The organism is Rhodopila sp., from assembly GCF_035548235.1.
In the GTDB taxonomy this organism is placed as follows: Bacteria; Pseudomonadota; Alphaproteobacteria; order Acetobacterales; family Acetobacteraceae; genus Rhodopila.
Genome location: NZ_DASZTJ010000121.1, coordinates 1 through 12,847, shown reverse-complemented (window position 1 = coordinate 12,847; position 12,847 = coordinate 1). Strand labels below are relative to the sequence as shown.

Annotated in this window: 11 protein-coding genes; 6 read left to right on the top strand and 5 right to left on the bottom strand. The window is 67.7% G+C overall.

Going from position 1 to position 12,847, the window contains the following annotated elements; genetic code table 11:
• The first annotated feature begins 6 nt into the window (after window positions 1-6).
• On the top strand, window positions 7-1,104 hold the full coding sequence (locus VHB27_RS10605; protein WP_325600076.1) for a hypothetical protein: 1,098 nt from the start codon (window positions 7-9) through the stop codon (window positions 1,102-1,104).
• A gap of 14 nt (window positions 1,105-1,118) precedes the next feature.
• On the opposite strand, the gene VHB27_RS10600 is transcribed toward VHB27_RS10605, so the two are convergent.
• The 5 genes from VHB27_RS10600 to VHB27_RS10580 form a co-directional block, all read right to left on the bottom strand.
• Window positions 1,119-1,613: a peptidylprolyl isomerase gene (locus VHB27_RS10600; RefSeq protein WP_325600074.1), complete on the bottom strand. Its 495-nt coding sequence runs from the start codon at window positions 1,611-1,613 to the stop codon at window positions 1,119-1,121.
• A gap of 15 nt (window positions 1,614-1,628) precedes the next feature.
• A complete protein-coding gene (locus VHB27_RS10595) occupies window positions 1,629-2,084 on the bottom strand; it encodes a peptidylprolyl isomerase (protein WP_413788622.1) in 456 nt (151 codons plus the stop codon).
• 179 nt (window positions 2,085-2,263) lie between these two features.
• Window positions 2,264-2,779: a pantetheine-phosphate adenylyltransferase gene (gene coaD, locus VHB27_RS10590; protein ID WP_325600070.1), complete on the bottom strand. Its 516-nt coding sequence runs from the start codon at window positions 2,777-2,779 to the stop codon at window positions 2,264-2,266.
• Complete coding sequence (gene gyrA / locus VHB27_RS10585) at window positions 2,772-5,561, bottom strand: DNA gyrase subunit A (protein WP_408903989.1); 2,790 nt, start codon at window positions 5,559-5,561, stop codon at window positions 2,772-2,774. The genes coaD and gyrA overlap by 8 nt, the downstream gene beginning before the upstream one ends.
• Before the next feature lie 191 nt (window positions 5,562-5,752).
• Window positions 5,753-6,244: a sigma-70 family RNA polymerase sigma factor gene (locus VHB27_RS10580; RefSeq protein WP_325600068.1), complete on the bottom strand. Its 492-nt coding sequence runs from the start codon at window positions 6,242-6,244 to the stop codon at window positions 5,753-5,755.
• 572 nt (window positions 6,245-6,816) lie between these two features.
• On the opposite strand from VHB27_RS10580, the gene VHB27_RS10575 reads away from it, so the two are divergent.
• The 5 genes from VHB27_RS10575 to VHB27_RS10555 all read left to right on the top strand — a co-directional run bounded on the left by VHB27_RS10575 (window position 6,817) and on the right by VHB27_RS10555 (window position 12,658).
• Window positions 6,817-7,860, top strand: a complete 1,044-nt coding sequence (locus VHB27_RS10575) for a hypothetical protein (RefSeq protein ID WP_325600066.1) — start codon at window positions 6,817-6,819, stop codon at window positions 7,858-7,860.
• A gap of 255 nt (window positions 7,861-8,115) precedes the next feature.
• Entirely contained in the window at window positions 8,116-8,847 is a 732-nt protein-coding gene (locus VHB27_RS10570; RefSeq protein ID WP_325600064.1) for a polysaccharide biosynthesis/export family protein, read from the top strand.
• Window positions 8,848-9,107: 260 nt separating this feature from the next.
• Window positions 9,108-10,529 (top strand): MFS transporter, encoded by a 1,422-nt coding sequence (locus VHB27_RS10565; protein WP_325600062.1) that lies wholly within the window; start codon window positions 9,108-9,110, stop codon window positions 10,527-10,529.
• Window positions 10,530-10,590: 61 nt separating this feature from the next.
• Window positions 10,591-11,121, top strand: coding sequence for a SixA phosphatase family protein (locus VHB27_RS10560; RefSeq protein ID WP_325600060.1), 531 nt, complete (start codon window positions 10,591-10,593; stop codon window positions 11,119-11,121).
• A 4-nt stretch (window positions 11,122-11,125) separates the two neighbouring features.
• Window positions 11,126-12,658: a CHAD domain-containing protein gene (locus tag VHB27_RS10555; protein WP_325600056.1), complete on the top strand. Its 1,533-nt coding sequence runs from the start codon at window positions 11,126-11,128 to the stop codon at window positions 12,656-12,658.
• Window positions 12,659-12,847: the final 189 nt, after the last annotated feature.

The following is a 12,847-nucleotide window of genomic DNA, read 5'->3' as shown; positions in this document are numbered from 1 at the left end:
GGATCGATGAGCCTGGACGTCGCCGCCGGGGCGATCATCGCCTATCGCCTGTTCGACGTCGCTTATGCCATCGACCTCGGGAAGGCCGAGGCCAATTGGGCGCGGACGGTCCGCACCGGCATCTCCCGCGGGCGGCTGACCGCCACGCCGGCCAAGGCGGTGACGTTTGGGGTGCCGCCGGTGGAACTGACGCTGGACGCCGTCACCCTTCCATTGCCCGCCCCGTTCCCGGTGACCGCCACCGCAAGGCTCTACGAGTTCGGCGCGGTGTCGCTGGAACTGCACGTGCCGGTCGCCGACCTCGGCTGGGCGGCGTTCACCCAGCGGCTGAACGATATCGACCGGACCGTGGCCGACAGCCCGCTTTGGGGCATGCTGCTGGGCCGGGTGAGGGACGGGGTCGGCGATGCGCTGGTCCGCCCGGCCGGGACGTTCCTGGAGGAGGATTACCTCGTCGGCGTCGTGCAGGCGTTCAGCGAGACCCTGCCCGCCGAGGCGCTGTTGCAGCGGCTGGACCTGGTGCCGCTGCTGTCGGGAGAGGTCCGGCCGCTGTCGGACGCCGCCCGCGCCGACCTGCTGCGGCATCGATACTCGTTCTACGTGGACGACCTGGTGGTCCTGACCTGGGACCGCGCGTTCATCTATGAGCCGCGCGGGGATTCCGACGTGCTGGACGTGCTGGAGGTGGCGAACGCGCAGCTTCTGGAGATGCGCTACTACGACGAACTGCTGGATGGCGAGTTGCCGCGCATGTACGACCTGGTGGAAGCAGCGCGGCGTCATCGGCCTCTGCCCGGCGCTCGGCGTTTCGCGGACCTGGCGCGGCGGTTCTACACCCTGGTCGCCGAGGTGACGGAACTGACCGAGAAGGTCGACAACGCGCTGCAGGTGACCGAAGACGTCTACCTCGCCCGCATCTATGCCGCTGCCCTGGAGCTGTTCCGCGTGCCGACGGTCAGCGCGGCGGTAAGCCGCAAGCTGTCGATCATCCGCGACACCTACACGGCGCTGTACGACGAGGCGCACAGCAGCCGGTCGGAAATGCTGGAGATCATGGTGTTGGTGCTGATCGCAGTGGAAATCGTGGTGGCGGTCTGGCGGTGAGACCGCCACCCACGCTACCCGGCGTCGGCGGCGACCTGGACCTTCACGATCTTGTCCGGATCGTTCACCGTCCCGCTGCCGCCGCTGCCGCGCTTGATGGCGTCGACGAAGTCCATGCCCTCAACGACCTGGCCCCAGATCGTGTACTGCCCGTTCAGGTGCGGCGCCGGTTCGAACATGATGAAGAACTGGCTGTTGGCGCTGTTCGGGTGCGCGGACCGCGCCATGCCGCAGGTGCCGCGGGTGAACTTGGCGTCGTTGGAGAACTCGGCGCGGATATTGTCCAGGTCGCTGCCGCCGGTGCCGGTGCCGGTCGGGTCGCCGCCCTGGGCCATGAAGCCCTCGATCACCCGGTGGAACGGCGTGCCGTCATAGAAACCCCGGCGCACCAGCGTCTTGATCTGGTCGACATGCAGCGGCGCGAGCTTCGGGAACAGCTCGATGACCACCCGCCCGTTCTTCAGGTCCAGGTACAGGGTGTTTTCCGGATCCAGCTTCGATTCGCTCATGACAAGCCTCCTTCGCTACTTCACGTCTGCCGCGACGCGCATGTGGACGATGCGGGTCGGCTGACCTTCCACCTGGCCGTTCGGGCCGGTGCCGCGCTTGATCTGGTCGACGAACTCCATGCCTTTTACCACGCGGCCCCAGATCGTGTAGTTGCCGTCCAGCGACGGCGCCGGGGCGAACATGATGAAGAACTGGCTGTTGCCGCTGTTGGGATCGGACGTGCGGGCCATGCCGCAGACGCCGCGCACGAAGTGCAGCCGGCTGACCTCCAGGGGCACGTCGGGCAGCTTGCTGCCGCCGGTGCCGGTGCCGGTCGGGTCGCCGCCCTGGGCCATGAAGCCCTCGATCACCCGATGGAACGGCGTGCCGTCATAGAAACCCTGCCGCGCCAGCGTCTTGATCTGCGCGACCGTCTTGGGTGCGACGTCGGGCAGAAGCTGGATGACGACCCGGCCCTGCGGAAGGTCCATGTACAGCGTGTTCTCCGGGTCCAGCTTCTCCTGCGCCCGAGCCGCGCGAGGCTCGACGAGACCCAGCCCGGCGAACCCCAGCGCCCCAAATCCCAGCGCGGCGGCCGAGGCAGTCATCAGTGTGCGGCGATGCATTCAGCGCCCCTCCAGCGAATGAACGGTCGAAATCGTCGAAAGTGTCAGCCGCGCAAGCGCTTCAGGATATGCGCATGCGTCCGCGGCGGCACGAAGGAGGTGATGTCGCCGCCCAGCATGGCGACCTCCTTCACCAGGCGGGAGGCAATGAACTGGTGCGTCTCCGACGCCATCAGGAACACCGTCTCGATTTTCGGGTCCATGCGGTAGTTCATGCCCGCCATTTGGAATTCGTAGTCGAAGTCTGACACCGCCCGCAGGCCGCGGATGATCATCGTCGCGCCGATCTTGCGGGCGAACTGGACCAGCAGCGTATCGAAAGGCTGGACCTCGATCTCCATGCCATTGCGCGAGGCGATGGTCTCGATCTCGGCCTTCACCAGTTCGACGCGCTCCTCCAGCGGGAAGAGCGGGCCTTTGCCGGTGTTGATGGCGACGCCGACCACCAGCTTGTCCAGCAGCCTGGCGGCGCGGCCGATCACGTCCAGGTGCCCGTTGGTCACCGGGTCGAACGTGCCCGGATAGAGGCCAATCCGCTTATGGCCCGTCTTGTCAGCCATCTTGTCCTTCCTCGGTCGCGGGCTTCTCGTCATCCGGCCCGCCTTCGTCGCTTTCGGTCTCCAGGACCGTGAACACGCTGGTCACGTGCTCGCCCTTGTCGACCCGGAACAATGTGACACCCATGGCCGAGCGGCCGGTGATCCGCACCTGGTCGACAGGAACGCGGATCAGGCGGCCGGCGTCGGTCACCATCATGATGTCATCCCCGTCACGAACCGGGAAGGTCGCCACCACCGCCCGTCCGTTCCTGGGCGCCAGCGTGATGTTGCCGATCCCCATCCCCGCGCGGCCGGACACCCGGTACTCATAGGCCGAGGTGCGCTTGCCGAAGCCCATGTCGGTGACCGTCAGCAGCAGTTCCTCGGCGGCCTCCATCTCGGCGATCTTCTCGGCCGACAGGGTGATGGCCTCGGTGCCGGTGTCCTCGACCTCGGTCTCGGGGGCCGGGGTGTCCGCCTCGGCCTCGCCATTGCCGTTGGCGCGGCGTTTGGCGTTGGCCTGGCGGATGAACGCCTCCCGCGTCGCCGGGTCGTAATCGGTGTGGCGCAGCACGGACAGGCTGATGACCTCGTCGCCGCTCTGCAGCTTGATGCCCCGCACGCCGGAGCTGTCGCGTCCGGCGAACACGCGGACCTGGTCGTCCGTGAGCTGGAAGCGGATGCAGCGCCCCTTGCGGGAAGCCAGCAGCACGTCGTCGCCTTCGCGGCAGGTGGCGACACCGATCAGGTGGTCGCCCTCGTCCAGCTTCATCGCGATCAGGCCGGAGGACCGAACATTGCGGAAATCCGACAGCCGGTTGCGGCGCACGTTGCCCGACGCCGTGGCGAACACCAGGTGCAGGCTCTCCCACAGCGTCTCGTCCTGCGGCAGCGGCAGGACGGTGGTGATCGTGTCCGCCCCCAGTTCCGGCAGCAGGTTGACCAGCGCTCGGCCCTTGCCGGCGGGGCCGCCTTCGGGCAGGCGCCAGACTTTTTCCCGGAATGCCTTGCCGCCCGAGGAGAAGAACAGCACCCATTGATGGGTATGCGCGTTGAAGCTGCGGGTGACGATGTCGTCGCCGCGCGTGCCTGCGCCGGAACGCCCCCGTCCGCCGCGGTTCTGTGCGCGGAACGTCTCCAGCGGCGTGCGCTTGATGAAGCCGTCGCGGGTGATGGTCACCACCATCTGGCCCGGTTCGATCAGGCTTTCGTCGTCCTGGTCGGCCGGCGCGTCGGTGATGTCGGTCATCCGCGGGACGGCGATCTCCTTGCGGGCGGCCTGGAGTTCCTCGGTCATCACCTCCATGCGGCGGATGCGCGAGCCCAGGATCTCCAGCAATTCCCGGATCTTCTCGCTGACCTCGGCCATGTCGGCCTGGATCTTCTCGCGTTCCAGGCCGGTCAGGCGCTGCAGGCGCAGTTCCAGGATGCCGCGGGCCTGTTCCTCGGTCAGCCGCACCGTGCCTTCGGGCGAGATCACGTTGCCCGGCTCATCCACCAGTGCCAGCAGCGCGCCGACGTCGCCGGCCGGCCAGTCGCGCGCCATCAGGGCGACCCGAGCGGCGGCGGCGTCGGGGGAGGCGCGGATCAGGCGGATGACTTCGTCGATATTGGCGACTGCGATCGCCAGGCCCACAAGGTTGTGCGCCCGTTCCCGCGCCTTGCCCAGTTCGAAGCGGGCGCGGCGGATGATGACCTCTTCGCGGAAGCGGACGAAGCAGGCCAGCGCCTCCTTCAGGCCCAGCAGCCGGGGCTGGCCGTCATCCAGCGCCAGCATGTTGACGCCGAAGCTGGTCTGCAATTGGGTGAAGCGGAAAAGCTGGTTCAGCACCACCTCGGGCGTGGCGTCGCGCTTCAGCTCCATCACGATCCGCATGCCGGAGCGGTCGGACTCGTCGCGCATCTCCCCGATGCCCTCGATCACCTTGCCGCGGACCAGTTCGGCGATCTTCTCGATCAGGGTCTTCTTGTTGACCTGATAGGGGATTTCGGTGACGACGATGGCCAGGCGGTCCTTGCGGATCTCCTCGAACTCGGTGCGGGCGCGGATGGTGATGCTCTCGCGCCCGGTCTCGAAGGCCGAGCGGATGCCGGACCGGCCGATGATGATGCCGCCGGTCGGGAAATCCGGGCCGGGAACGATCTTCATCAACTCGTCGAGCGTGATGTCGGGTTCGGCGATCAGGGCCAGGGTGGCGTCGATGATCTCGCCCGGATTGTGCGGCGGGATGTTGGTCGCCATGCCCACGGCGATGCCGTTGCCGCCGTTGACCAGCAGGTTCGGGAACTTGGCCGGCAGGACGCGGGGTTCCTGCTCGCTTTCGTCATAATTGGGCTGGAAATCGACCGTGTCCTTGTCGATGTCTTCCAGCAGCAGGGCCGACGCCTTGGCCAGCCGCACTTCCGTATACCGCATCGCCGCCGGGTTATCGCCGTCGACGCTGCCGAAATTGCCCTGCCCGTCGATCAGCGGCAGCCGCATGCTGAACGACTGCGCCATGCGCACCATGGCGTCGTAGATCGAGGCGTCGCCGTGCGGGTGGTATTTACCCATGACGTCGCCGACCACGCGGGCGGATTTTCTGTAAGGTTTATCCGGCGTGTAGCCGGCTTCGTGCATACCATAGAGGATACGCCGGTGCACGGGCTTCAGGCCGTCGCGCGCGTCCGGCAGCGCCCGCGACACGATCACGCTCATCGCGTAATCGAGATACGAGCGGCGCATTTCCTCTTCGAGGGAAACCGGCTGCATGTCGCCCTGCGGGCCGGAGGGGTCCGCGGGTCCGTCGTGTGTGTCGCTCAAAACAACCCTGTCCGTTGCCTAACGCCGGCCGGACCCGGCGGAATCCGCTGGGTCCGGGGCGGGTGGCGTCTCGTCAGGGTGCTAGATAGGCCGATTCCGGCCACAAGGCGAGAGGCATTTCGGGCGCTTCCGGCGGCCTGGAAATCGGGCCTTGTCCGGGGTTCCGAAGGCGGGTCTGCCGGGCGGTCCGGTCAGGCCGCCATGCGGGTTTCCTCACCGGTCATGAAGGCCCGTAATTGCAGCCGCGCCCGGTGCACGCGGCTTTTCAGCGTCCCGATCGCGCAGCCCGTCTGTTCGGCCGCGTCCTCATACGATTTCTCCTGCAGGACGATCATGAACAGCGCTTCCCTCTGGTCGTTGGGCAGCCTGTTCAGCGCCCAGCCGAGTTCGCGCAGCGCCGTCCGGTCCTCATGCGCCGCCGCCACCGGCACATCGGGCATCGTGTCCATGTCGGTGAATTCGCGCTTGCTGCGTACGCTGCTGATGAAATGGTTGATCATGATACGATGCACCCAGGCGGAGAAGTTCGTCCCTGGAACGAAACAATCCTTGGCGACCAGGGCCTTGGTCGCGACATCCTGCGTCAAATCGTCCGCCGCGGCGCGGTTCCGGGTCAGAGCCAAGGCCCAGACACGCATCTTCGGCATGAAGGAAATAAGCTGATCGTGAAATTCCTGTGTCATGGACGTGGCCTCCGTCAGGCAGTCAGTCATGGCGAACGACCAAGACCTGTGATCCATCGATCACACATGCAAGGCGTCTGACATGACGGTGATGAACAGGTTGCGTTGCACTTAACGTTTCATGGCCCCCTCACGAGGGCGTGACATAAATTGCCCGCCAGGTGCGTTTATTTTTCCTCCGGACTTGCTTAATGACAGGTCTCCCGGCGCGTGCGGCAAGCGGCGCGGTTGCGCGGAATCGACGGACTCGCGCGCGTTATTTCAGAGGAAACTATATGCGCCACGCCTTGTCGATCGCGGCGGCGGCATCCGGAACGATTCTGCTCAGCCTCGGCCTGTTCGGTGACCCCGCGAGCTATGTGCGCGGCGCATGGTCCGGCTGGCAGTCACCATCGGACCCGGCGGCAAACCTCGGGGCATCCCCGGCGCCCGCGGTTGCGCCCCGCGAAAATCCGCCATCGCAGCCAACGGCCCCCCAAGCGACGGCCGCCCCGACAGCGGACTCCCAGACGGCGGACTCCCAGACGGCGGACTCCCAGGCGGACAACTCCCAGGCGGCAGCCAACCCGACAATGACCAGCCGCCTGGACGCTTTGCAGGCGGAGGTAACGGAACTGCGCCAGGCACTTGCCGCCCGCGGGCAGGGCAACGCGGCGCCGTCCGGCCACCAGGCCGCGCCGGCACCTCCACCAGCCGGAACCGACCAGGCGCAGCAAACCGCTGACAACACGCAAGCCGCTGAGAATACGACGGATCTGCCGCTGCCGCCGCTGCCGCCTTCCCTGGTGCAGGCAGGCCAGGCAACCGGCCAGACCAAGGGGAAGGACGTCCAGTTCCTGCCGCCCCCGGCACCGATCCAGGTCGCGGAACTGCCGCCGCCCAACCCCGCCACCCTGACGCTCTCCGCGCTGGCGCCCGCCACCCTGGTGCCCGCTGCACCGCCGCCGTCCATCGCGGCACCGTCCAAGGCGGCACACCCCAATCCAACCCCCCCCAATCCGGCGCCTGCCGCCGCGCCGCCTCGACCGGCCGCCGGTCCCTTCCAGGCCCGGACCGACCGTCCCGCCGCCCGCTATGCCGCCCGCCAGGCCGACGACGGCGACAGCACCGAGGCGGTCCTGGCCCGCCTGCGCCAATCGGCCTCGCCGCCGCCGCATCCGCTGGGCGCGATCGGCGCCAACGGCGATCCCGCCGACGTGGATTTCCCTGCCGCGGCCGCGCCTTGGGGTGAACCTCCCCCGGCCGCCCCGGGTCCCGCCCCAAGTCCCGTCCCCAGTCCCACCCCGAGTCCCGCGCCCGCCAGCCCGGTGGTCGGGCGCCTGCGTGCCGCGCGCGCCGACTTGTCCGCGGGCCGGATCGAGGCGGCGCGGCGTCAGCTTCAGCAGGTCCAGCTCTCGCTCGTGTTCCGGCCGGCCGGCGAAGACAGCTGGTACGACGCCGGCGCCGCCAATGTCGGCCGCGCGCTGGGTGCCCTTGGTCAAGAAGACGTGCGGGGCAGCGCGAGCTTCGTCGATCGCGCCATCGCCGACCTGACGCGTCCGCCCGGCACGTTGGCGCCGCCGGCCCCGGCCCATGAACTTGCCGGCGGTTATGCGCCCGCTTATCCCCCGCGCTGACGAAACACGTTCCGACAACATTCTGAATCCGTGAAGACACAAGCGGTTCATCACCGCTCCCGTGGCATGGTCATTGCTGAAACCATCCCGCGCACCGCCTGCGCCGATCACGAAGTTTCCATCGAAAGGGGGGATGCTTCGATGGTACCGGACACTGCACAAGGGTTGAGTGACATGAGTGAGGATGCCAGGTTGATGGTCCGATCAAGAAATGAAATCACGACGACGGGTCCGCGGCGGGCGCGGCAGATTGGGTTGGCGCTGTTGCCCGCGGCGCTGCTGGCGGCGTGTTCGAGCGTGCCCAACCTGCCGCCCGCGCCGCTGGAGCCGACGCCGGTGTCCTATACGACTCCGCTGCCCGCGTATCGAATCCAGGTCGGGGACGTGTTGGAGGTTCGGTTGTTGCTCAACCCCGAGTTGAACGAGGAGGTGACAGTCCGTCCGGACGGGCATATCTCGACCACGGTCGTTCCGGATGCGGTCGCCGCCGGAAAGACTCCGGTGCAGCTTGCGGACTATCTGAGGTCGCAGTACGCGCGGGAGCTGACCAACCCGAAGTTGACCGTCGTGGTGAAGTCCTTCGCGCCGACGCGCGTCTATGTCGGCGGCCAGGTCGACAACCCCGGCGAGTTCGTCACCGTCGGTCCGACGCTGACCCTGTCGCAGGCCATTGCCCGCGCCGGCGGGATCAAGCTCAGCGGCGACGATGCGAAGGTCTTCATCATCCGCCGTGGACCCAACGACAAGCCCCAATTCCTGTCGGTCGATTGGAACGCGGTGCGGCATGGCCAGAACCCGGACGACGATGTCCGCCTGGCGCCGTACGACGTCGTCTACGTGCCGAAGCTTGGCATTGCGGAAGTGTACAAGTTCTACAACCAGTATATCGGCCAGTTCGCGAATCCGAGCTTCGGGTTCTCGTATCTGCTCAATCCGACGAACACGGGGGTGGTCACGCAGAGCGCGCCCGCGACCTCGGGGCACTAGGCCCGGGTGGCACGAGGGTGCCGTCCCTCGTGCCGACTTCAGGGTGAACGGTCCCGTCCTTCAGGCGGGACCGGAACGGCAGGCGAGGGAGGCGGCGTTGCCGCGGGCCTTCGCCGGCATTTCGTGGATGAAGATCGGCGCCGCCTGTCCGCTCCGAGGGCAGGCGGCGCGCGGCGTTGCTTCAAGGGCCTGCATGGTAATATGATATCTGCCAGAAAAAGGCGCCGCCAAGAACGGCCGGGAATGGGGAGCGAGACCAGATGCAGGCCAACAGCCGATCCACCGGCACAGCCACGCCGGACGACCGCCGCGAATCGGAGGACGATCGCCGCAACCGCCGTCGGGCCGTCGTCGCCAGCGCGATCGGCGCGATCATCGAGTGGTATGATTTCGGTCTATACAGCATCGCCGCCGGCCTGGTCTTCCCGGCGCTGTTCTTTCCCAGTTCGGATCATGTCGTCGGCATCATCAACTCGTTCCTGGTGTTCGCCGTGGGCTACGTCGCGCGGCCGGTCGGCGCGCTGATCTTCGGTCATTACGGCGACAGGCTGGGCCGCAAGGGCGCGCTGATCGCCACCATCCTGCTGATGGGGATCGGGACGTTCGTGGTCGCCCTGGTGCCGACCTACGAACATATCGGCATCTGGGGCGCGGTCATCCTGTCGGTGCTGCGCTTCCTGCAAGGCATGGGCGTCGGCGGTGAATGGAGCGGCGCGATCCTGGTCTCGATGGAATGGAGCCGTAACGGACGCCGCGGCCTGTTCGCAAGCTGGCCGCAGGTCGGCGTGCCGCTGGGCAGCCTGCTGGCCAACCTGGCCTTCGGGGCGGCCAGCTTCACGACCGGAAGCGCCTTCATGACCTGGGGATGGCGCGTCCCCTTCGCGATCAGTGCCCTGCTGGTCGTCCTTGGCCTGTATATGCGCCTCGGCCTGGATGAGACGCCGGTGTTCCGCAAGGCCGAGGCGGAGGGCGAGGTCCGTCCGCTGCCGGTCCTGGACGCGATCCGACGGCATTACAAGGAGATCATCCTGATTTCCCTGCTGCGGATGTCGGAGCTCAGCAGCTTCATCGTCTTCACGGTGTTCGTGTTCACGATCGGCGTGCAGATGTTGCATTTCAATCGTAACTTCATCCTGTCGGCGCTGCTCGTCGCCCTTGCGATCGAGTGCGTGTTCGTTCCGATGGCGGGCGGCCTGTCGGATCGTTACGGACGAAAGGTTATCTTCATGATCGGCGTCGCCGCCGCCGGCCTGTACAGCTTCGTCTACTTCGCCGGCTTCGCGACCGGCTCCGCCCCCGTCGTCTTCCTGCTGATCGCCCTGTCGCTGATCCCGCATGGCCTGCAATACGGGTCGGAAGCGGCGCTGATCACCGAGAACTTCTCGGCGAATGTCCGCTACAGCGGTTCCGCGATCGGCTACCAGTTGGCGTCGATCTTCGGCGGCGGACCGACCCCGCTGATCGCGACCGCGCTGCTGGTGCGGGACCCAAGCGGCTACCTGGTGGCCGGATACCTGCTGCTGTGCTCGATCATCAGCATCGTGGCCACCGCCTTCATGAAGGACGGCCGGCACCTCGACATGAGCGGGCAACCGGCGGAGCCCCAGATGGAGTCCCAGATGGAGTCCCAGATGGGGGGCAAGATCGGGCCTTTGGGCCAGACCTCCCTGTCGCCCCGGTAGCGCGCAGATCGATCCCAGGAGGGGGAGGACAAGCCGTCCGCCCCATGGCAGTATGTGAACCATGCGTCAGCTTCTGCTCTTGCGGCATGCGAAGTCGTCATGGGACGACGCGTCGATTTCCGACCGGGATCGGCCGCTGAACGCGCGCGGGCGCAAGGCGGCGGTGGCGATGCGGCTGGCGATGCGCGATCTCGGCCTTCTGCCCGATGTCGTCCTGCTGTCGCCCGCCCGGCGCACCATCGAAACGCTCGAGGCGCTGGAACCCTGGGACGAGACCCCGCTGATCGAACCGATGGAAAGCCTTTACCTCGCCGATCCGACCCGGTTGCTCGCCGCCCTTCATGGCGTGGCCGAGACGGCGCGCAGCGTCATGCTGGTGGCCCATAATCCCGGCTTGCACGACCTGGCTATGATGCTGGTCGGCCCCCGGGCGATGGCCCATCCCGGACCGATCGAGAAATCGATGGCCGAGGGCTTCCCGACCGGCGCGCTGGCCGAGTTCGTGGTCGCCGGCTCCTGGTGGGACTTGCGGGAAGGCGGCGGAAAGCTGGTCCGCTTCCTCACGCCGCGCATGCTGGAGGCAGCCGGCTAACGCCATGGAATTCGAGCTTGCCGTCACGGCCGAGGCCGCTGGCGCGGTGCCCCGATTGAAGCCGCTCGTCGCGTGCCGCGACGGCCGTCCACGCAGCCAGGCGATCAGGGCCATCTGGTATGACAGCCCCGACCGGACCCTGCTGGGCCAGGGCCAGACCCTGGTGGAAACCCGCGGCGCCTGGCGGCTGAAGCGCCTCTTCCCGGGGGCGGAGATCTGGCTGCCGGGCCAGCCCGCGCCAGTCGTGGCCGAGGGCCAGGACATGGCCTCGCTGTCCGACCTGCCGTCCCCGCTCGCCCCGCTGGTCGCCTTCGAAGGGCGGCGTGGCCTGTCGGTCCATGTGCTCGCCGGCGGATCGGTGACCCTGGCCGTCGCACGCGGCACGCTGCGGGCCGTGACGGCCGAGCGGCCGGCCGCGCGGATCAGGCTGAGCGGCGACGAGGCGGCGGTGCGCGAGGCGGCACTGATGATCGCCGCGGCCGTGCCGGTCAGCCTGCCGCGGGAGACGCTGGCCGCCGAGGGAATCGCGCTCGCCACCGGCTGGCAGCCCGGACCACGCCGCGCCGGCGCGCCCGAACTGCCGGAGACCGCTCGGACCGTCGACACGGCGCTGGCCCACATCATGGGGCATCTGCTGGATGCCTTGCTGTGGCACACGACGCGGCTGGACCAAGGGCCGGAAGCGGTGCACCAGATGCGCGTCGCGGTCCGGCGGGCACGCTCCGCGGTCTCGCTGTTCCGTCCCGCCTTCGCCGAGGGCGCGCTGGACCCGCTGCGCGCGCCGCTGAAAGCACTGAACGCCCGGTTCGGCGCCACGCGGGATTGGGACGTCTTCACCGGGGAGACCTTGCCCGCCATCCGCGCCACGCTGCCGGACGACGAGCGCCTGGCGCGTCTGGCCGCCGCCGCCGACCGCCGCCGGCGGGAGCATCACAAGGCCCTCGACACCTGGCTCGGCAGCCAGGACTTCCGGCTGCTGACGATCGAACTGGCCTGGCTGATCGCCTCCGACACCTGGCGCAAACGGGCCGCGCCGGGGACGGCGGAACCGGGGGACAACCAGGGGGGCGGTCACGGGAGCGACCAAGGGAGGGGCCAAGGGGCCGAACCGGGGTCGGAACAGCCCGAGACCGACGCGGAGTTGACGCCGTTCGCCGAGGCGGTGCTGCAGAAGCGCTGGAAGCGGCTGACATCCTCCGGCAAGGAAATGGACGACCTGGATATCCCCGAACTGCACGCGGTGCGGTTGCGGGCCAAGCAGACACGATATGCTGCCGAAATGTTCGGCGCGCTGTTCGACGGCAAAGGCCCGCACCGCTTCATCCGCCGCCTGAGCATCCTGCAGGAACGCCTGGGCGTCCTGAACGACGGCGCGGTCGCCGCCTCCCTGCTGGCCGAACTCGGCGGACCCGGTGGCCGGTTCGGGTATGCGGTCGGTGTGGTGACCGGTTTCATGGCGGCCCGAGCGGAGAAGCTGCGGCCACGAATAGCGGCGGCATTTGCAAAATTTCGCCGCCAGGACCCGTACTGGTCTTGACGCTTGGCGTCCGGCTGCGGCATCCGACCGTAAGGCCGGGAGAGGCCTGGTGGGTGATACCAGGGCCCAAACGAACGGCCGACTGGGGAATTAAGTGACGGAACAAGCAGAGAAAAGCCCGTGTCGTTGAACCGGAGGCGGCGGATATTCCGCTCAAGCATCAGCCCGATGCCGCGCGGCGTTTCGCTT